This is a genomic window from Exiguobacterium sp. s78, from assembly GCF_018618985.1.
In the GTDB taxonomy this organism is placed as follows: Bacteria; Bacillota; Bacilli; order Exiguobacteriales; family Exiguobacteriaceae; genus Exiguobacterium_A; species Exiguobacterium_A abrahamii.
In genome coordinates this window covers 813,170-832,368 of record NZ_JACSNB010000001.1, presented here as the reverse complement: position 1 = coordinate 832,368, position 19,199 = coordinate 813,170, and the positions used below count along the sequence as shown (strand labels likewise).

24 protein-coding genes are annotated in these 19,199 nt (G+C 46.4%); 4 read left to right on the top strand and 20 right to left on the bottom strand.

What is annotated here, in order from left to right; all coding sequences use genetic code 11:
* Positions 1-99: 99 nt before the first annotated feature.
* The 5 genes from bshC to KNQ18_RS04085 all read right to left on the bottom strand — a co-directional run bounded on the left by bshC (position 100) and on the right by KNQ18_RS04085 (position 3,682).
* The gene (bshC, locus tag KNQ18_RS04105) at positions 100-1,662 is read right to left on the bottom strand and encodes a bacillithiol biosynthesis cysteine-adding enzyme BshC (RefSeq protein ID WP_215083915.1); all 1,563 of its coding nucleotides are present in this window, start codon (positions 1,660-1,662) and stop codon (positions 100-102) included.
* Positions 1,663-1,691: 29 nt separating this feature from the next.
* Positions 1,692-2,048, bottom strand: coding sequence for a DUF3397 domain-containing protein (locus KNQ18_RS04100; protein ID WP_023468811.1), 357 nt, complete (start codon positions 2,046-2,048; stop codon positions 1,692-1,694).
* Entirely contained in the window at positions 2,045-2,854 is an 810-nt protein-coding gene (locus KNQ18_RS04095; RefSeq protein WP_215083913.1) for a ketopantoate reductase family protein, read from the bottom strand. Before KNQ18_RS04095 ends, KNQ18_RS04100 begins: the two co-directional genes overlap by 4 nt.
* An 83-nt stretch (positions 2,855-2,937) precedes the next feature.
* A complete protein-coding gene (rpmF, locus tag KNQ18_RS04090; RefSeq protein ID WP_012370841.1) occupies positions 2,938-3,111 on the bottom strand; it encodes a 50S ribosomal protein L32 in 174 nt (57 codons plus the stop codon).
* Positions 3,112-3,157: 46 nt separating this feature from the next.
* Positions 3,158-3,682 carry a YceD family protein gene (locus KNQ18_RS04085; protein WP_023468813.1) on the bottom strand — a complete coding sequence of 175 codons (525 nt, stop codon included), beginning with the start codon at positions 3,680-3,682 and terminating at the stop codon, positions 3,158-3,160.
* 156 nt (positions 3,683-3,838) lie between these two features.
* Between KNQ18_RS04085 and KNQ18_RS04080 the strand changes: the two genes are divergently transcribed.
* Positions 3,839-4,990: a tRNA(Met) cytidine acetate ligase gene (locus tag KNQ18_RS04080; RefSeq protein WP_064299610.1), complete on the top strand. Its 1,152-nt coding sequence runs from the start codon at positions 3,839-3,841 to the stop codon at positions 4,988-4,990.
* Here the strand turns inward: KNQ18_RS04080 and KNQ18_RS04075 are convergent.
* Genes KNQ18_RS04075 through KNQ18_RS04055 form a run of 5 tightly spaced genes read right to left on the bottom strand, consistent with a single transcriptional unit; the run spans position 4,963 to position 7,799 of the window.
* Positions 4,963-5,961 carry a SepM family pheromone-processing serine protease gene (locus tag KNQ18_RS04075; RefSeq protein WP_215083911.1) on the bottom strand — a complete coding sequence of 333 codons (999 nt, stop codon included), beginning with the start codon at positions 5,959-5,961 and terminating at the stop codon, positions 4,963-4,965. The genes KNQ18_RS04080 and KNQ18_RS04075 overlap by 28 nt on opposite strands.
* Complete coding sequence (gene coaD, locus KNQ18_RS04070; protein WP_023468816.1) at positions 5,961-6,452, bottom strand: pantetheine-phosphate adenylyltransferase; 492 nt, start codon at positions 6,450-6,452, stop codon at positions 5,961-5,963. The genes KNQ18_RS04075 and coaD overlap by 1 nt, the downstream gene beginning before the upstream one ends.
* Positions 6,449-7,030, bottom strand: coding sequence for a 16S rRNA (guanine(966)-N(2))-methyltransferase RsmD (gene rsmD, locus KNQ18_RS04065; RefSeq protein WP_082202518.1), 582 nt, complete (start codon positions 7,028-7,030; stop codon positions 6,449-6,451). Before rsmD ends, coaD begins: the two co-directional genes overlap by 4 nt.
* Positions 7,031-7,076: 46 nt before the next feature.
* On the bottom strand, positions 7,077-7,334 hold the full coding sequence (locus tag KNQ18_RS04060; RefSeq protein ID WP_023468818.1) for a YlbG family protein: 258 nt from the start codon (positions 7,332-7,334) through the stop codon (positions 7,077-7,079).
* A gap of 24 nt (positions 7,335-7,358) precedes the next feature.
* Entirely contained in the window at positions 7,359-7,799 is a 441-nt protein-coding gene (locus KNQ18_RS04055) for a YlbF/YmcA family competence regulator (protein ID WP_029342155.1), read from the bottom strand.
* A 101-nt stretch (positions 7,800-7,900) separates the two neighbouring features.
* Between KNQ18_RS04055 and KNQ18_RS04050 the strand changes: the two genes are divergently transcribed.
* A complete protein-coding gene (locus tag KNQ18_RS04050) occupies positions 7,901-8,668 on the top strand; it encodes an ATP-grasp domain-containing protein (RefSeq protein WP_251133291.1) in 768 nt (255 codons plus the stop codon).
* Between the two features lie 110 nt (positions 8,669-8,778).
* On the top strand, positions 8,779-9,129 hold the full coding sequence (locus KNQ18_RS04045; RefSeq protein WP_023468821.1) for a YugN family protein: 351 nt from the start codon (positions 8,779-8,781) through the stop codon (positions 9,127-9,129).
* Between the two features lie 145 nt (positions 9,130-9,274).
* On the opposite strand, the gene KNQ18_RS04040 is transcribed toward KNQ18_RS04045, so the two are convergent.
* The 9 genes from KNQ18_RS04040 to cyoE all read right to left on the bottom strand — a co-directional run bounded on the left by KNQ18_RS04040 (position 9,275) and on the right by cyoE (position 16,568).
* Positions 9,275-9,532, bottom strand: a complete 258-nt coding sequence (locus tag KNQ18_RS04040) for a hypothetical protein (protein WP_023468822.1) — start codon at positions 9,530-9,532, stop codon at positions 9,275-9,277.
* 6 nt (positions 9,533-9,538) lie between these two features.
* Positions 9,539-10,144 (bottom strand): SCO family protein, encoded by a 606-nt coding sequence (locus KNQ18_RS04035; protein ID WP_050677540.1) that lies wholly within the window; start codon positions 10,142-10,144, stop codon positions 9,539-9,541.
* A 12-nt stretch (positions 10,145-10,156) separates the two neighbouring features.
* A complete protein-coding gene (locus tag KNQ18_RS04030) occupies positions 10,157-10,618 on the bottom strand; it encodes a DUF420 domain-containing protein (RefSeq protein WP_023468824.1) in 462 nt (153 codons plus the stop codon).
* 18 nt (positions 10,619-10,636) lie between these two features.
* A complete protein-coding gene (gene ctaG / locus KNQ18_RS04025; protein ID WP_023468825.1) occupies positions 10,637-11,542 on the bottom strand; it encodes a cytochrome c oxidase assembly factor CtaG in 906 nt (301 codons plus the stop codon).
* Positions 11,543-11,673: 131 nt separating this feature from the next.
* On the bottom strand, positions 11,674-12,003 hold the full coding sequence (locus tag KNQ18_RS04020; protein ID WP_029342160.1) for a cytochrome C oxidase subunit IV family protein: 330 nt from the start codon (positions 12,001-12,003) through the stop codon (positions 11,674-11,676).
* A gap of 1 nt (position 12,004) precedes the next feature.
* The gene (locus tag KNQ18_RS04015) at positions 12,005-12,634 is read right to left on the bottom strand and encodes a cytochrome (ubi)quinol oxidase subunit III (RefSeq protein WP_029342161.1); all 630 of its coding nucleotides are present in this window, start codon (positions 12,632-12,634) and stop codon (positions 12,005-12,007) included.
* A 1-nt stretch (position 12,635) separates the two neighbouring features.
* Positions 12,636-14,504 (bottom strand): cytochrome c oxidase subunit I, encoded by a 1,869-nt coding sequence (gene ctaD, locus KNQ18_RS04010; protein WP_029342162.1) that lies wholly within the window; start codon positions 14,502-14,504, stop codon positions 12,636-12,638.
* A 35-nt stretch (positions 14,505-14,539) separates the two neighbouring features.
* The gene (gene coxB / locus KNQ18_RS04005; RefSeq protein ID WP_081637364.1) at positions 14,540-15,571 is read right to left on the bottom strand and encodes a cytochrome c oxidase subunit II; all 1,032 of its coding nucleotides are present in this window, start codon (positions 15,569-15,571) and stop codon (positions 14,540-14,542) included.
* A gap of 64 nt (positions 15,572-15,635) precedes the next feature.
* Positions 15,636-16,568, bottom strand: a complete 933-nt coding sequence (gene cyoE, locus KNQ18_RS04000; protein ID WP_050677541.1) for a heme o synthase — start codon at positions 16,566-16,568, stop codon at positions 15,636-15,638.
* 325 nt (positions 16,569-16,893) lie between these two features.
* Here cyoE and KNQ18_RS03995 point away from each other — a divergent pair, with 325 nt between their 5' ends.
* The gene (locus KNQ18_RS03995; protein ID WP_023468831.1) at positions 16,894-17,787 is read left to right on the top strand and encodes a COX15/CtaA family protein; all 894 of its coding nucleotides are present in this window, start codon (positions 16,894-16,896) and stop codon (positions 17,785-17,787) included.
* A 47-nt stretch (positions 17,788-17,834) separates the two neighbouring features.
* On the opposite strand, the gene KNQ18_RS03990 is transcribed toward KNQ18_RS03995, so the two are convergent.
* Positions 17,835-19,190, bottom strand: a complete 1,356-nt coding sequence (locus tag KNQ18_RS03990; RefSeq protein ID WP_149427633.1) for a cryptochrome/photolyase family protein — start codon at positions 19,188-19,190, stop codon at positions 17,835-17,837.
* Positions 19,191-19,199 lie beyond the last annotated feature (9 nt).

Here is a 19,199-nt window from a genome sequence, read left to right as displayed (position 1 = left end):
TCGTGAAAACGTTACGAAAATGAGACAGTTTCCTTGATTTATTTAACTTTTGTGTAATTTTCGCTAAAAAAACGAAAAAACCTGCTAGTTTCAGCAGGTTTAGAGGAAAATCTTCAGTTGATCACTCGTATTCGCTTCATAGGCTGTTCTTAAGTCCCGCACAAAATCAAGACCGTGATGATTCAACCACGGTAGGATAGAATGAATCCGCTCTTGTGGCGCTCCATCAGGAAAGAGATGGTAAGCCGTCTCTTTATATTGCCGTGTCTGTCGGTCAAACTGACGTCGATCTTCTGCCAGCAAACTAGCCATTGCTTGTTCGAGCTGTTTCTTGATTTTCTCACTCTTACTCGATGTCCGCAGTAAACCCTGTTCGAGCGAGAGAAATTCGGAGACGAAACTGTCTTTTAGCATCGCTGCCGCCTGCATATGTCCTGTCACCTTCTCTTCTGAATAAACCGGAATCGGAACGCCTGACCGGACGATTTCTTCGAGCGACACCTCGAGTTTAGCAAGACGTTTTTCATCGCTACGACGCACGAGTAACCCACCCATGCGGGGAATCAATAACGGCATCGTCCAATTCAGATGATGAAAGAGCGGTCGTAAGCGTGTCCAGTATGCTAATTCTCCGGGACCACCGATATAGGCAAGCGTCGGGAACAGGTAATCCTGCATCAATGGACGCGTCACGACACTGTTGGAGAAGCGTTCCGGACTGGCGTACAGCAACGCGATCAATTCAAGCTCCGTATACTGCTTTCCTTGTTTCGTCTCGAATCCGTCTGCTGTCGGATAAAGCAACTGACGACCGTGATCATCGACGAAAAGATGCGCCGCTTCCTCGTTCAAGAATGTATCCGGTAACTCTTGCGTCTGCGAAATACCATCCTTCAATGCTCGTCTAAATTCCGCATTGTCTTGAATCAACCGTTCAAAGAACGGAATCTCGAGTTCACGGACAGAATGTGTATCCGCATCAAAGAAGACGACATCAAAATCGATCAATTCACCGATCAATTGCGAGAAAAACATCCCATACGATGTACACTCTTCAACGAGTTGCTTCAGACGCGTAACTAATCGTTTCGTATGAACCGTTTCTGGCATTGCTCGGAATGCCTCTTCGATGATTTCAAGAAGTGCTGCTTGATCAAAAGAGAGCCGACTGACCGAGCGGGCAATCGATTCTGAAGGTGTGACAGCGATTTTACGCGTTTGATAATCCGCTGTCGGAACGTAAACATGGTTAATCTCATCAAAATCGTGATCTTCGGTCGCGAGCCAAAAAATCGGAACGACGGGTCGCCCAAGTGTCGTTTCCGCCTGCTGCGCGACCTTCAGACAGGTCAACAATTTATAGATCGCATATAATGGTCCGCCAAAGATACCCGTTTGTTGCCCTGTAATGACAACTTGAGCTTCACCCGTACGAAGCTTCGCGACACGCTCCCGCAAACGCTCCGTCATGTTCGGATTTTGACGTTCGAGTTCGTCTGTCAGTGCCGCAAGATGCGGATAGTGACGTTCTTCAAGCAAACGGCTCCTCGACGCTAAACCACTCTCTCCAAAGTGGTCGACATATGTTAAGAATTCTTCTCGTGAAGCACGATGCATCAACGAGTTATCATCGTATAAGGCTTCAAATGGTTGTACCTTCAAACAAAATCCCTTCTTTCTTACCTAACTGGTCAGCTGATGAACAGTTGACGAATACCGAGTACGAACAGTATGAAATGGACAGGTAATGCCAGCAAGATGATGATCCGCCAACTGTGGCGAATCATTTGTCTCAAATCAACATCAAGTTGACGAATTCGTTGCCAGAGCGCATTTAACGCAAACACCAACAACACGACGATGACGATCCACCCTAAGTAATTTGTTCCGGTCAAGGCAATCAATGCAACATGAATCGCATACAGAACGATGAATGTTCCAAAGTCGAGTGCAAATCGAACTGCCTTCCCATGTTTCCGAAATAGAAGTAGAAAGACGAGATACAACGCAATCAGGCTGAATAAAGGAAAAATGATGAAGACTGTCACTGCGGACCCTCCCTCTGTTTGATCTGTTCATAATAAAAAGATAAACGTGGTGTCGCAGTCGTCGCCTGACGTAATGCGTATCCAAGTATCGGCTCTACTTCTGTTCGTCGTCCATACTCAAGATCTCGTAACATGGAAGAACGATTTTTGCTCGTATTCTTCATGATCCGCTCGATTTCGGAATAAGTAATGTCATGGTGCGGGAAGATCGTCCGCATTTCGTCAAATAATTGACGGGCTTCTTCTCGATAAGGCATCTCTAATAAGGATCCATTCTCAACACCGTAATAAGCCGTCACTGGATTGATGACGACGTTGATGAACAGCTTCGTCAATAAGACAGCTTCCATATCTGACTCGAATTCAAAGCACAGCTGCTTTGACGACAAGTTCGCTACCTCTTGATTCCCGTAGCGGATGCGTCCTTTTCCAGTATGCTGGACTTCAAACGGTGCAGTACGCATGGCACCATGTTCGACGATACCAAATAAGACGTGCGGCAATTGTTCTTTCCATTTCAAATGATCCATTCCATTTTGCAGGAACATGACGGGACACGTCAGCCGTTCGAGGAATGGAATCACACTTTTTATATCATACGACTTTGTCGCGACAAACACCAAGTCTTCTGACTCGAGCCGATCAATCTTCCGGATCCGTACGAGACGACTCGCTTGTCCATCGCGAATGATCGGTCGTTCATCATCTTGTTCTTGTCGCACATAAAGCGTGACTGCATGCTCTTCCGATAAATAAGAGGCAAGCAACAAACCGATGGCACCCGCGCCAATGATTCCAACATTCATCTATTCATATCCCCTTTCATGAAAAAAGCGACCTTAAAACCGATTTCTCGATTTGAAGGTCGCTTTTATACCGATCAATCAGCTTATTTGCTGACGATTTCTTTACCTTTGTACGAGCCACATGCTTTACAAACGCGGTGTGAAAGTTTCATTTCACCACAGTTTGGGCACTCGACCATACCTGGTACACGGAGTTTGAAATGAGTACGGCGAAGACGTTTGCGTGTTTTCGACGTTCTGCGGAATGGTACTGCCATCGTTGTCCACCTCCTTGAAAAAATACACTCGCCTTTACTTCAGAAATCAGGAATCCTGATCTTTTTTAAAGAACTGAGCGAGACCCGCGAGTCGCGGATCGATTTTTGGTTCGGTTTCCTCTGGATCTTCTTCAGAAAGAATCGTCCAGCCTTCCCCCTCAACCAACTGATTCTCTTCATCATCCCCATGCACTTGCACTGGCACATGAAGTAAAATCAATTCTTGCACGAGCGGTCGAAGATCGACCGTATTCCCGATCGGCACGTTGATGTCATCTGCTTCGTTCGAAACAGCATCGACCTCGAGCAGGAATGGCTCGATGGATTCAATCTCGAATGGATAAGCGACGTCATTTAGCGTCCGGGCATCCGGAAGCGTCATTTCGCCGGTAATCCGAAGATTGAATATTAATTGATTCGATGTAAACGATGCATTTGCACGAACGTGCACAGGTTGCACCGCCCGGATATCCGGATGGAGGGCGACTAGCTCATTGAGCTCGATCGTCTCGTTAACCTGAAGTTGACCCAGATTGCGCAATTTATTCAATTGCATCAGGGACCATTTCATCCGAATCACCTCAATTGCAACAATATGAATTATAGAGAGGACATCTTGTTTTGTCAATGTTTTTTCTTTACACTGAAATCGCTAGAGAACGAACACTTTTGGACGTCTTTATCCATATTACCGCACTTAATTCGGTTTGCAAAGGAGAAAGTTTTCATGAGGATGACAGCTATCATTTCAGAGTACAATCCGTTTCATAACGGACACTATTATCAAGCGACAACAGCACGACGGGAAACGGATGCCGACGTCATCGTCGCCATCATGAGCGGGACGTTCATGCAGCGTGGTGAGCCCGCCTTTACGGATAAATGGACACGTGCTCAGGCAGCGGTCGCGAGCGGTGCCATCGATCTCGTTCTTGAACTCCCCTTCTATTTTGCTGTCCAACGTGCTGATCGTTTTGCACTTGGTGGTGTGACGATTGCCGAGACAATCGGCTGTCAGTCGCTTTCGTTCGGAAGCGAGTGTGGAGACATCGAACCTTTTCTGCATGCGGCAGCGGAACAGATCGAAGAGACACCTGCATACAAGGAAGCGTTACACGATGGATTATCAGTGGGCCTCTCTTCTGCTCACGCCGCCAGTCAAGCATTCAGGAGCGTCTCACAGACGCTTGATTTAACACAACCGAATAATACGCTTGGCTATTATTATGCTCGCGCCGCAAATACACTATCGCTCCACACGACGAAACGGATTGGAAGTGGCTACCACGACTTATCAACCGGGGACATCATGAGCGCCACCGCGATACGCGCCCATCATCAGACGCACGGTCAGCTACTCGCACTTCCTGAACAGACCGAAGACGTCTTAGCAAACGCCTCTTTCGCCAACTTCTCGCACTATTATCCGTGGATTCGACAACGTCTACTGACGACTCCCGTACCCGAGTTGATACGAATTGCTGGGATCGACGCTTCGTTAGCACCACGACTCATGGAAGGGGCGAAACAAGCAACGACGTTCGACACCTTTCTGAATTACGTCAAAACACGCCGTTATACGCGGACGAGCCTGCAACGTGCCTTGATCTATCTATTGACCTCAACGACGGCAGAGGAGGTCGCACGGATCGATTACGACCATGTTGATTTCGTTCGTCCCCTCGCCTTTTCAGAACGAGGACGACAGGCACTCAAAACCATCAAAACGCGGACTGCCGTATTCAGCACCTTCACGAGTCATCCTTGGCTAACGAAAGAAAGCCAAGTGACAGCTGCATATGCACTGCCCTTGGCTCGCTACGACGCGTTGCTTGAACACCGTCGCTTTCCTTATTTTGCTGGAAGTTCTTCTAAATAATCAATCGCATCTTCGACTGTCTTGATCGGAACGAGCTTCATGTTCGTTCCGAGTTTTTTGATGGATGGTTTTGCTTCTTTGTAGTTCTCTCCTGCTGGTACGAACATGATTTCTGCTTCTGCCTCGTCTGCAGCGACCACCTTTTGCCACGCTCCACCGATTGGTCCCACCTTGCCACCTTCTTCAATGGTTCCTGTGCCGGCGATTTTATGCCCTTTCGCCAAATCTCCCGGCGTCAATTGATCATAGATTTCAAGGGTGAACATCATTCCTGCAGAAGGTCCCCCGACGTCTTCGACCTGAAACTCGATCTCAGGATCCGTCTTCACGTTCGAGATCGGGAGCGGTTCGTAAATGCCGAGCCCGACTCGCTTGACCTCTTTAGATAACTGATCCACTCGAATCGTCGTCTTCTTGTCTTCCGATTTACGCGTGAACTGAATCAGAACAGCTGTTTTGGCTTTTTTTGCTTGAATCGTCTTCATGAAACCTTCAAATGACGTAATCGGTTTTCCGTCAACACTTGTAATCCGATCCCCTGCCTTCAGTTTCCCTTCGGCTGGACCACCGGGAATGACGCCGGAGACGTAGACCCCTTCGAAATCGACATCGACCTTTTGATCCGCTAATTCATACGCTTCGATTGTTGCGTTATGTTGTGCTTCTTCCATATACAGCTTCTGACGCGTTTCATACTGCGCGTCCGACTCGCCGTCGTACAGATAATCACTTACACTCGATGTTTCGGAGAACGGTAGAAATAAGCTTTCAATGAGAAAGTAAGGCGTTGCCCGACGTTGTGCGATCGTCAGCATCATCAAATCTCCCGGTTCCTTGTCGCCTCCAGATACTTCGATCAAATCTTCCGTCGACGTCGCGTCACCCGGATAGGAGATGAAATAAGGAAGTGGTAAGAAAAATACGATCAAGGCAGCGATGATCGCTGCTAAGGCAGGTTTCCAAGCTTTCATCACAGTTCTCCTTTCGCATATTTCTGACGTAGCGCCTCTTCGACGGAAGGCGGTACGAGATCGGCAACGGAAGCACCATATTTGGCAGCTTCCTTGACGATCGAAGAACTTAAGAAGGAATACTGATTATTCGTCATCATGAACAATGTCTCGATTTGATCGTTCATCTTCTTGTTGATAGAAGCGACTTGCATTTCGTATTCAAAATCCGAAACTGCTCGTAAACCGCGTACGATCGCGGTTGCTCCGACTTCCGCCGCATAATCGACAAGTAGACCATTAAAGGAATCCACCTTGATTTGAGGTAGGTGCGATGTCACATCGGCAATTAATTCCATCCGTTCCTGGACAGAAAATAGTGGTTGCTTCGAAGAATTATTCAGTACGGCAACGATGATCTCATCAAAAATCGGAACAGCTCGCTCGATGATGTCTAAATGTCCGTTCGTGATCGGATCAAAGCTACCTGGGCAAATGGCGATTCGTTTCATTCGTGGTCTTCCTCCGCTTCCATGAATTCGTACAACGTGATCGAGATGACAGCGGAATAACGAAGTCGACGCACGACTTCTAGTCGTCCGATCTGATCCGGCAATTCAACCGCTGAGTCATGTTCACAGACGATGACACCATTGTCCGTCAACATGTCGTGTTGCTCTATGTACGTGACGTGTTCCGTCAATCGCTCTTTTGCATAGGGAGGGTCTAGATAAATCAACTTAAACGGCTCTTCAGATGCTAGTTCCGCTAAAGCGATCGCTACATCTTTTTTCAAAACACGTGCTTGGTCTGTATAGTGCGTCGTTCGTAAGTTATCTTGGATCGTTTGGACCGCTTTATGGTGTTGGTCGACGAACACTGCCTCATCGCATCCTCTTGAAAGGGATTCAATCCCAAGACCACCGCTCCCCGCAAACAGATCCAGTGCTCGTCCTCCGTTGAAATAAGGACCGATGACGTTGAATAAGGATTCTTTTACCTTATCCGTCGTCGGTCGTGTTTGATCCCCTGGTACTGCTTTTAATCGTGTACCTTTCCGTTCCCCTGAAATGACTCGCATTTCCTTCATTCCTTTCAACAAAGAAGCGACGAGGATGTCCTCATCGCTCCATGGATTATGCTTCTTCTGGCATTTTACCTTTTTTGTTCGCGAACGTCTCCGTGATGAACGGTCGTTCTGAACGTTTGATCGATTCGACGAACGGGAGAGTCGAAATGACTTCCATCACCTGTTCATGCTGATCTAAATCGACATACAGATGAACGTATCGTTCACGTTTAGACGTAAAGTAGACGTTCCCGTAACGGCGTAATTGACGGGATGCTTTCATCGCATTGACATAGACGATGAGTCCCACTCGTTCCTTGATCACGCCAGCCTACCCCCTTCACCTTCGTTATCCGCTACAGCTACAGCTGCCACCGGTCGAACAACCTCCAGCGCATCCTTGATCGAAGAAAGGATTTCCCGTCGGTACTTTAATTTGCGGTGATACTTCCCCAGCGAGCTTCAGACTGATTTGTCCGAGTAACGTCTCGAGTTGTTTTTCCGCCTTTTTAAACTGAGCGACTTCCTCTTGTAAATCAAGTCGCCGTTTGACTTCATGGACCTTTTTCGTGATCGTCTGATAGTCAGGATGATACCGTCCGAATCGCTGTACGAGTTCGTAATCCTCCTTGACTTGATGAAAATCGCGAATGACAGCCTGTGCCTCTACTGACTCTTGCTGTGCTTGTTTAGCACATCTATATGCTTGCCCCGTTTCACTTTGAGCGAGAGATCGAATGAGGTCTTCCGCTGCGTTGATGAGGTCAATCGTCTTATCGGTATATATCACAACGAATCTCCTCCTTAACTTTACCATCTTATCATAACATTTCTCTCCCTCCTAGCCTGTTGAATTGTGTATAATTTGTTCAGAAGGAAGGAATGAACTTTATGCAACTGCTCTCTTTTAATATGTTCCGGACGATTGGAATCAAGACGGAACATGCCAAGTCAGATTATCACTTTGATTCCTTGAAAAAAATCGAACAGGCGGATGTCGTCCTGTTCCCGGAATACTGGCAAATCCACTCAATCATCTACGGAATGAAAAAACCGATCTTCCCGTCGGCTGCTACGTTCCACTTAGGTCATGACAAGATCGAGATGACGCGGATTTTTCAAACCGTCATTCCGGATAACATCCCTCGGACCGGCATCTATGGAAAAAATGAATTCACTGTCGAACGTGTCTTACGTGAATTTTCGTTTCCGTTCGTTGCTAAGACAGTCCGTAGCTCCATGGGACAAGGTGTCCATCTCATCAAAAATGAAATAGACTGGAAAAAATACACGGATACACACGAGACGTTCTACATTCAGGAGTACATTCCGAATGAGAAGGACTTACGTGTCGTCGTCGTCGGCGATCAAGTCCTTGCTGCGTATTGGCGCGTCGGTGGTGCTCAGTTCTTAAATAACGTCGCTCAGGGTGGTGTCCTTGATTTTGATGATGTGCCACAAGGAGCAATCGACTTCGTGCTCGCTCTCGCGAAACAGCTCGATATCGATCACGCTGGTTTTGATCTCATCATCCGTGACGGACAGTGGTACGTTCTTGAGTTCAATGTCTTCTTCGGTGGAGAAGGACTCAATCACCTTGGTATCCACGCACCGGATACGATTCTTGAATATGTAGAACGAAAATATGGAAGTTCATGAATTCTTCAAAATGACTTCACATCTTTTACGTCATCGTTTCATTCATTATGGTATGATAGTTTGGAAAGACTAGTATCTACTAGCAAACTGGGGTATAGGGGGATTCAAACATGAAGTTTGAACAATATGGTATCGAAGGCAAGGAACTGAAGTTCGGTCTTCTCGAAACAATCATGGAACATCACCGCTTCGTTCGTGAAGGACAATGGGATTACGAACGCGCGATGTACGACATGAAGTATGAAAAACAATCAACAGGTGAAGTATTCTACCTGCGTGTTCCTGTCTATGCGATCCAAGGTGAGATTGAAGACCGCCATGCTGTCGTTCGTATGATGACACCACTTCTCGGTAAACACTACTATCCACACGGTGTAGAGTATGATGAGACGTTCCCTCCGGAAATCGTCAAAGATTGCGAACGTCGTTTAGCAGCATTGCTCGAAACACTCGAAAAATAAGATCCACACGTAGAGGTTCCAATTAGGAGCCTCTATTTTTTGTTCTTCATTCCAAACAAAAAAGCTAACGACCTCGCATCATCCACGAAGTCATTAGCTGTTCTGTCCACCTGATTGTTATTCCTTAATACACGCGAAACGGCTTTTAACGCGCGACGAATTGTACATACGATACGACATCGTCTCCGAGCTGAATCCCGAGTTGCTCGCGTACGTGAAGATAAAGCGCGTGAAGTGACGTTGCCGGTGCATTGACTTTTACACTAAATGCGATCTCTTCCCGGTCCATCCGTTTGATCCGGGAGTGATGGATTCCATAATCCTCGATCGCACAAGCAAGTAATTCCTCGATGGCTTGAATAGAGACGGTAACATCTCCTTGCATGTACTCTTCATAAGTCATCTACCTTCACTCCTTTGCTAATTGTGTGACCGAAGACATGACCTCTTCTAAGTCGACCGGTTCATCCGGTGTCTTCGCCATCGATGAAATCGCCCGTACTTTATTCTCACGGTCCAAAATGAACATTTGTGTTCCGTGTGTCACTAAGCCACTCTCAGCCTTCGAGTAATAGAAATTCAACTGACGTGTCAGACGATCGATGACGACTGGATCTCCCGTCAATACTTTCCATCCCTTAGCATCCGCTTCAAAGTTCGAAGCATACTTTTTCAAGACTTTTGGTGTATCCACTTTTGGATCAACCGTCACAGCGACGAGTTCGACGTCATTTCCGTATAACTCTTCACTCCGAAGCTTCTTCTCAAGCTTTCGGTAATCATTCAATGTCAACGGACAAATATCAGGACAGTTTGAGTAGAAGAACGTCAACACTTTGACCTTTCCGTCTTCCGAATTGAATGATTTTCCGTCTACGGCATTCGTTAATTCAAATGGCGTCGGTTCAGCGATGACAGGTAACTTTTCTTTCATGAAGAAATAATAATATCCCCCGGCTGCCGCAACTAAGATAAGGACGACGGCAGCGACCGTCAAGTAACTGTTCTTTTTCAAGTTGGCTCCCCCTTAATGACTCCAGATCGCCCGGAATACGTTCGTCGTCTCACCCGGATCGTAGACGACATATAATAAGCAGTACACGATCACACCGGTAATTGCTGTTAAAAACCACACGATTGAGGCAACCGGTCCGATTTTACGGTGACGTGCAAAGTTCTTCTTATAGGCGTGATAGAGTGCCATCAAACCGAGCACCCCACCAGATGTCGCAAGAAGAATGTGGAAGATCAAGAATCCTGTGTAGTAGGCTTTGACGGATTCTGGACCGCCAAAGGCTGTGTTACCGAGCAGAATCGTCCGCAAGGCATACATGATGAAGAATAATAAAGCGAGTGCAGCAGCAATCGTCATCACGGTTTGGTGAGCTTTCATGTTACGACGCGTTTGGGCGATCAAAAACCAGCCAATCGCTACGAAAATCGCACTGATGACAATCAGCGACACACAAATCAACGGCAAATAACTCATGTTCCAACTTCCTCCAATTTAATCCGCTTTTGGTGTGAAGGACATCCCTTCATCCACGGCAGTACTTTTTGAACGGCGCACCCATGTAAAGAAGGTCAGTCCGAAGAATAGACCATACACGAGTTCTTGACCGAGCTTCATGAGGACACCACCAAAGCGTTGGTCCTCTAATAAGTCATCTGTCGTTCCGAGCAATCGTTCCAGGTTCAATCCGCTTAAATCATTGTTCGGCATACAGTAAGCGAGTACTTTCGCGAACGTCGCCGGATCCTGATACGCTTGATACTGAAAACTTTGACTGAAGATCATGAAGGCACAGGCTGGTGTCAACAACACACCATTCGCTACGATGTACACCATCTTCTTCAGGTCAGAAAGGCTGTCCGCCTCATTGACCGGTGCGATGATCGGATACCACATCGTCATACTCAAGAAAATCAATGTTCCGTGGAACAGACGGTGAACGGTATAGTTCGTCAAGACATAATCAAAAATAAATGGCATGTGATAGAACGTAAACAAGGCATTAAAGACGACAAGTGCAATCAACGGCTTGATGAAGAAGCGAAGAATTCTTCCAAGATACGGTGTATCGAACAAGCGCTTATAAAGCCACTCTGGTATCGCAATCAACAAGAGCGGCGGTGCGACCATATAGACGAATACCATCTGCAGCATATGTGCTGAGAACGTGATATGTGCTAGCAGGTCTAACGGACTTCCAAAACCGATGTAAAAAACGATCAATGCCGCGAGCATCGAAAATTTTTGCCCAAGCGTTGTTTCCGGCTCATCCGGACGACGCAACTTTTCTGTCACGACAGCATATAGGATATACAATCCAACGAGTATCAACGCATAATACGGACTCCATAAGACAGTCCATTCGAATTGCGAAAGTGCTCCTCTTAAATTGCCTAACATATTTTTTCACCCCGTTCCTTTCTCTTACAAACTAAGATTACCGTTCCCCTATTTCATTGTAAAGGTTTCTCATAAAACGATTCCAAAATAAAAGACCATCCTGCTAAACGTTAGCAGAATGGTCACATTTCTTACCAGATCAACAGACGAAGCGTCGCAACGATCGTCAAGGCGACGAAGATGCCAAGACCCATCATGACTTTGATCCATGTGTTGCCTTTGTTGTTCATATGCATGAACATGTAAAGCTGAAGGTAAACCTGAACGATCGCCATGATGATCAAGAAACCACCAGCTGCCCAGTGCGGCATGAGATCAGCCATGACAGCACCGAAAGCGATGAGCGTCAAGAAAATCATGAGTGCGAAACTGATGAGTTGCAGTTGTGTCTCACGACCACGTTCTGCTTTCATCTCAAGCTCGATTTGATTGCGCGTAAGTTGCGGTTCGTGTTTTTCCATCTTATTTCACCATCCCCATGAGGTAGACGACTGAGAAGATAAAGACCCAGACGACGTCAATGAAGTGCCAGTAAAGACTTGAAACATAGTACTTCGGCGCATTCACTACCGTGATGCCACGGTTCCAGTTCCGGATGAGCAATGTCGAGATCCAGAGAAGACCGAACAAGACGTGCGCACCGTGGAAACCGACGAGAGTGTAGAAGGCAGAACCAAATGCACTCGACGTGAACGTATGACCGATGTGGTAGTAGTGATTGAATTCATAAATCTCACCCGCTAAGAATGCTAGTCCAAGAACAAGTGTGATGATCAACCACATTTTCATCTTCTTGACATCATTACGTTTCATCGCCATCATCGCAAGAACACTTGTTAATGAACTTGTGAGAAGAAGCATTGTCATGATGAAGACGAGACCCATTTCAAAGATGTCATAACTGCGTAATCCTTCTTTTGCACCGGAGTTATGGAGACCGATGTATGTCCCGAAGAGAGAGGCGAACAAAGTCGTCTCTCCTCCAAGGAAGAACCAGAAGGCTACATATTTATTCTTACCCTCAAGTGTTGCTTTTTCAACATGATCCGGAATACCCGTGATCGGGTTATTCGGTACTGAATGATGACCCATCTTACTTCGCCTCCTTTTCTGCTTCAAGGCGTAGATCTTCTTCGACGACTGATTTCGGGATGTAGTATCCTTCATCGTCAATCCAAGAACGGAAGAACATCGCGATCAATGTCATCGCAAGACCAATCAAGGCAACGACGAGACCAACAGTTCCATAGTCTAGGCGAAGAATGAATCCGAGACCTGCAAGGAATAGACCGACTGACATGACGAATGGCAAGATCGTGTTATTCGGCATATGGATATCGCCGACTTCTTCCGATACAGAAACTGTTTTGTTTCCTGCCATTTTTTCGAGCCAATACGTATCCAAACCTTTGACGAGTGGGATTTGAGCGAAGTTATACTCTGGAGTTGGAACTGGAAGTGTCCACTCAAGTGTACGTCCATCTCCCCAGACGTCGCGTTTTACATATTCTTTTGACATCAATGCTGCTGCAATCGAAATGACGAGAACGATCGTCGACACACCCATGAAGGCTGCCCCAATTGATGAAAGTAAGTTCATTGTTTCCCAGCCTTGGTTTGGCAAGTACGTGAAGACACGACGTGGCATACCTGTAAGACCAAGAATATGTTGCGGGAAGAACGTCAAGTGGAAGCCGATGAAGAACAACCAGAATTGAATTTTTCCCCAGAATTCGTTGAGCTGTTTCCCGAACATGAGTGGGAACCAGTAGTAAAGACCTGCGAAGAGACCGAAGACAACCCCACCAACGATAACGTAGTGGAAGTGAGCTACTACGAAGTAACTGTCATGGTACTGGTAATCGGCAGGTGCAACAGAAAGCATAACCCCTGTCATACCACCAACAAGGAATGATGGAATGAACGCGACCGAGTAAAGCATTGCGACTGGGAACGTCAACTTACCGCCCCATAGCGTAAAGAGCCAGTTGAAGATCTTGACCCCTGTCGGTACAGCAATCGCCATCGTTGCTACGGCGAAGATCGCGTTTGCGACCGGACCGAGACCAACTGTGAACATGTGGTGGACCCAAACCATGAATCCGAGGAAACCGATCAACATCGTCGCAAAGACCATCGTCGTGTAACCGAAGAGACGCTTACGAGCAAATGTAGGAATGATTTCAGAGAAAATACCGAATGCCGGTAAGATCAAGATATAAACTTCCGGGTGACCGAAGATCCAGAAGAGGTGTTCCCAGATGACGATATTCCCGCCCGCTGCCGGGTCGAAGAAGTGCGCTCCGAAGAGTCGCTCGAACGTCAAGAGGAACAATCCAACCGTAAGTGGTGGGAATGCGAAAACGATCAAGGCAGAAGCAACGAATGCTGTCCATGTGAAGAGCGGCATCCGCATCAGTTTCATACCTGGTGCACGCATGTTCAAAATCGTAACGAGGAAGTTAATCCCCCCCATAAGTGTACCGAAACCAGAAATCTGAAGACCTAGAGCGTAGAAGTCTACACCGAGAGACTCAGGTACTGTCGAGAGTGGTGCGTATGCAGTCCACCCTGCGTTCGGTGCAGCACCGAAGAACCAAGAAAGGTTCAACAAGACTCCACCGAAGAAGAACAACCAGAAACCAAGTGCATTCAAGAATGGGAACGCAACGTCACGTGCCCCGATTTGAAGCGGTACTGCTGCGTTCATGTATCCGATCAACATCGGCATCGCTGCCAAGAAGATCATCGTCGTACCGTGCATCGTGATCAATTGGTTAAAGAGTTCACCGCTGACGAAATCGTTCATCGGTTTAATCAATTGAAAACGAATCATTAGGGCTTCTACGCCACCGACTAGAAGGAAGAACAATCCAGACATGATGTAGAGAATCCCGATTTTCTTATGGTCGACTGTCGTTAGCCAGTCCATGATGCCGCTTTTTTTCTGCGGCATACCCATAGTATGTGTCCCCACTATGATTCCCCCTTAAAAAATTATTGGAGCTTTTTGTCCAATAGATAATCTGCCAATTCGCTCAATTCTTCATCGCTGATCTGATCTTCAGAGAATCCAGGCATTTTCGTACCTTGCTTCTCTTTTTGAGGATCGCGAATCCATTTTTCGAGGTTTTCTTTATCATGGTCGAGGTAACCCGCGATACGTTGACGATCACCGAAGTTCGTCAAGCTAGGTGCGACTTTCCCGCCACCATGACAGCTGAGACAGTTCTGGGCATAGACTTTCTCGCCAGTCGTCCAGTTCTTTTCATTCTTTTTATCAAGCTGCTTCGTCTCTGCTTCTTTCGCAGCTTTCATATCTTTCAACCAGTTGTCGTAGTCGTCTTGTTCAAGTGCAACGACTTTGAAGTCCATCAATGCGTGAGAAGGACCACACAACTCGGCACATTTACCGTAGTAAGTGCCTGCTTCTTTTGCTTGTAACCACATTTCGTTCTCAAGGCCTGGGTTCGTATCTGTTTTACCAGAAAGAGCTGGTACCCAGAATGAGTGAATGACGTCTTTAGACGTCAAGTTAACAGCAACACGTTTACCGACTGGGATGACAAGTTCTTGTCCTGTCGAAACACCTTTGTCTGGGTATTCGAACTCCCACCAGTAGAGGTTTGCTGTAACGTTGATTTGTTCGTTTTTCTTCGCTTCTTTTGCATCTGCGAGTTCAACCGTTGTTTTGATCGTCGGAATTGCAAGCACGATCAAAAGAAGAATCGGAATGACTGTCCAGATGATTTCAAGCGTATGGTTCCCTTCGACTTGCTTCGGAACCGTGTTATCACCTGATTTACGACGGAATTTCATAAGTACGTAAATATAAATGACGGCTACGATCGCAAGGACGAACAACATGACCCACAAGCTAAGCTTGATGATCTCAAGTTGCATCTCAGCGCCTTCTCCGCGAGGCTGTAGCGCAGACAATTCCGGAATTCCACAACCTGATAACATGAGTGCCATCAAGCCGATTGGAAGAAGCCGGAAGAGCATTTTTACTGATTTTTTCACAACCATCCCCACTTTCTTTGTCCCCAATTTTGTCTTTCGTAATGGTGTACGTGAATTATGTCAAATCGTTTTAGAGAGAAACGAGTACGACCGTCACGATCCAAGCCGTGAAATAAAACAGTGAGAAGAAGAACATCTTCGACGCCCATTTGATTTCGGCTTGTTCATCTTGGATCTTCAGACCTTTCAGTCCCATATAGAGCCAATATCCACCGAGCAATGCCATGACGATCATGTAGATGATGCCATAGTGTGCTAAGAGGAGTGATGATGGAATGAGTACTGCAATCCACCATACAATTTGTCGTTTCGTGATCGCGAATCCGTTTACGACAGGTAACATCGGGATACCTGCTGCCCGATACTCCTCTGTCCGTCGCATCGCGAGTGCAAGGAAATGTGGTGGTTGCCACACGAACATGATGAGGAATAAAATCCACGCATCAATGTGAAGCGTCGGAGTGACTGCCGCAAATCCAATGATTGGTGGCACAGCTCCTGATATACCACCTACGACTGTATTGATCGTGTGCGTCCGCTTTAACCACATCGTATAAATCACGACGTAAACGAATGATCCGATCAATCCGAACACTGCCGCCACATGGTTGACGATCAACAACAATACCGTACCGGCCGCAAGAATACCGAGTCCTAGTGCGAGTATCCGCTGTCCATCCATCTTCCCAGTAACGCTTGGTCTTCCCATCGTCCGTTCCATCTTGTAATCGATGTCCCGGTCAATGTAGTTATTGAGGTAGCAACTTCCGGCAATGACCAACCCACTCCCAAGAAGCGTCCACAGTAACATCCACTTGGTTTGCCACAAATACAACAGGACATCATCCGTTATGTACGATGCTGCTACGACATACCCCGCGAAGACCGTAATTAGATTGGCACGGACAATCCCCATTTTTGCTAGGGTAATATAGTCCTTGAATGTAGGCTGATCTGCTTGCTCGATTGCCATATCCAGTGCCTCTCCAGTAACTTTCGCCATGCTGTTCCCTCCTTTTCACCGTCTGCTTCCGTTTAGCACCTAGGCTTCACGTAATTTCTTCACAGAAATAACACAGACATGCCACGAAACGCCCTTTTCTCTATAAAAGATACCACATATCGAGGACCGTGACGTATGAAAATACTTTCGACATAATGAACAAAATGTGAAATCTATGTGATTTTCATCACAGTTCACCATATTTACCTAATACTAGAATAGCGTTGTTCTAAAAGATTGCAACCCTTTCAGTACTTTTTATGCGATACTAGACCTATGGAAATCCATGTATTTCGTATTTTTTTAGAAAGGTGGTGTCCAAATCTTGAATCGAAAACTTTCGATGTTTTCAGCCTTCGTCACGTTTACGATGATGATCGTCTTACTGATGGGTGGGACAGTCACAAAAACGGATTCGGGAGATGGTTGCGGAACGGATTGGCCACTCTGTCACGGGGAACTCATTCCGACGAACCCAAGTGTTGAAACGATGATTGAATATAGTCACCGCGCTGTGACTGGAGTCGTTGGACTCTTAATCATCGCCTTATGTCTCTGGACGCTCGTTGCCTTCAAGGATCGATTAGATACGAAGATCTTTGCGTTTCTTGCTTTCATCTTCATGTTGATTCAATCGATCGTCGGTGCTGGAGCAGTCGTTTGGCAACAATCAGACCTCGTCATGGCGTTACATTTCGGAATCTCTTTGATTTCCTTTGCTTCGCTATTGATTTTGACACTGTTGATCATGGAGCGTCCGGGTCAGGAATTCAGGGAATCTGTCCCAGCATTCTTACGGAAGCTCTTGTACGGTCTACTCATCTATACGCTGATCGTCGTTTATACGGGTGCTTACGTACGCCACGTCGGGGCTACATATGCTTGCGTTGGTTGGCCTGTCTGTTCTCAACCTTCCATGACATTCGAAGCGTGGGTGCAGATGATTCACCGGATCATGGCAGGATTACTGTTCCTGTTCACCTTATTCGTCCATGTCGTTGCGATTCGCTTAAAGCATCGGACGACAACGATTGGTATGGCGTTCGCGACGTTCTTCATTTCGTGCCAAGTCGCCACTGGGGCTTGGATCGTTCTTGGTGGACATGCAACGTATGTGCCGTTACTCCACGCCTTCTTGATCACATGTTACTTCGGGGTCTTATCTTACTTGACGTACCATGCATTCCGAACACGTAAGGCAAATAGTCGTCTTCAATAAGGTCGTAAAAAAAGGATGTTCCTCAAGCGAGGAACATCCTTTTTTCATTATTTGAATCGAGCAATCGCACGCTTTCGCGCTTCGTCATGTGCGACGATTGGTTCTGGATAGCCATAATCCTTGCGTTGCTCAGCAGTCGGTTCATGAATATACTGCTTTGATAAATCCTTGATTTCCGTGACATACTTTCGAATGAACTCTCCATCCTTATCGAACTTCTTCGATTGAGTCGTCGGATTGAAGACGCGGAAGTACGGGACGGCATCCGTTCCGACTGATGCTGCCCATTGCCAACCCCCGATGTTTGATGCCGCTTCATAATCAACGAGTTTCTGCTGGAAATATCGTTCGCCTTTCTGCCAATCGACCAACAAGTCTTTTGTCAGGAAAGAAGCGACGATCATCCGTAGACGATTATGCATCCACCCCGTTTGATTCAATTGCCGCATCGCTGCATCAACGATCGGATAGCCCGTCTTGCCTTCACACCACGCCTTGAAGCCCGCTTCATCTTCTTCCCATTCGATTTCCCGATATTGCGTATTGACGGCTTGTCGTTTTGATTCCGGGAAATGCATTAAAATCATGTAATAGAATTCACGCCAGATGAGTTCGGTGATGAAGGTCTGTTTCCCTTTTGATTCTTTTGCCTCCTGAACAGCCGCATAGACGGTCCGAATGCCGACTTCTCCAGTCCGTAAATAGCGAGAAAGTAAACTCGTACCGTCGACAGCAGGAAAATCACGATTCTCTTCGTAATCTTCAAGCGATTGTTCGATGAATTTCTTCAAGCGTTGTTTCGCCTGCTTTTCACCAGGATGGAAGACGGCTTCCGACTCTGCCTTTTTAAAATAAGCGTTGATGAAACTATTATCGTGCTGACGCTTTTGATAATGATCCCGCAGCGTTTGCCATTTCACTTCATATGGTGCAGGAATATCTTTTTTCATGAATGCATTCTTATATGGCGTGAATACTTTATAGAACTTTCCATCTTGCTTTTTAATGTCATGTGGGTGAAGAAGATGTCGGTCTAGTAGTCGCTCCGTCTGACGATCTTTACGCTTTTTAATGATTTTTTCATCTCGCGTCTTGAATGGTTCGACATATTCCGCATTAAATAACAAAACGTCCGCATCACCAGTTGCGTCTAAGAAAGCCTGTTCATCGCCTTCGATGAAACGGATTGGCATCTCTTTCTCTTTGCAGGCATCAGAAAACATCTCGAGCGCTTGGAAGAAATATTGTTGCCGTGCTTCATATTCTCCGATGTAATCCGGATTGAGCCAAAAGACGAACTCGACCGTCGCCTTCGGATTTTCATTTAGTAATTCAACAGCACGTGCCAACATGTGGTTATCTTGTAATCGAAAATCACTTCGTACCCAACAAATAATGTTCAATCGTATCCT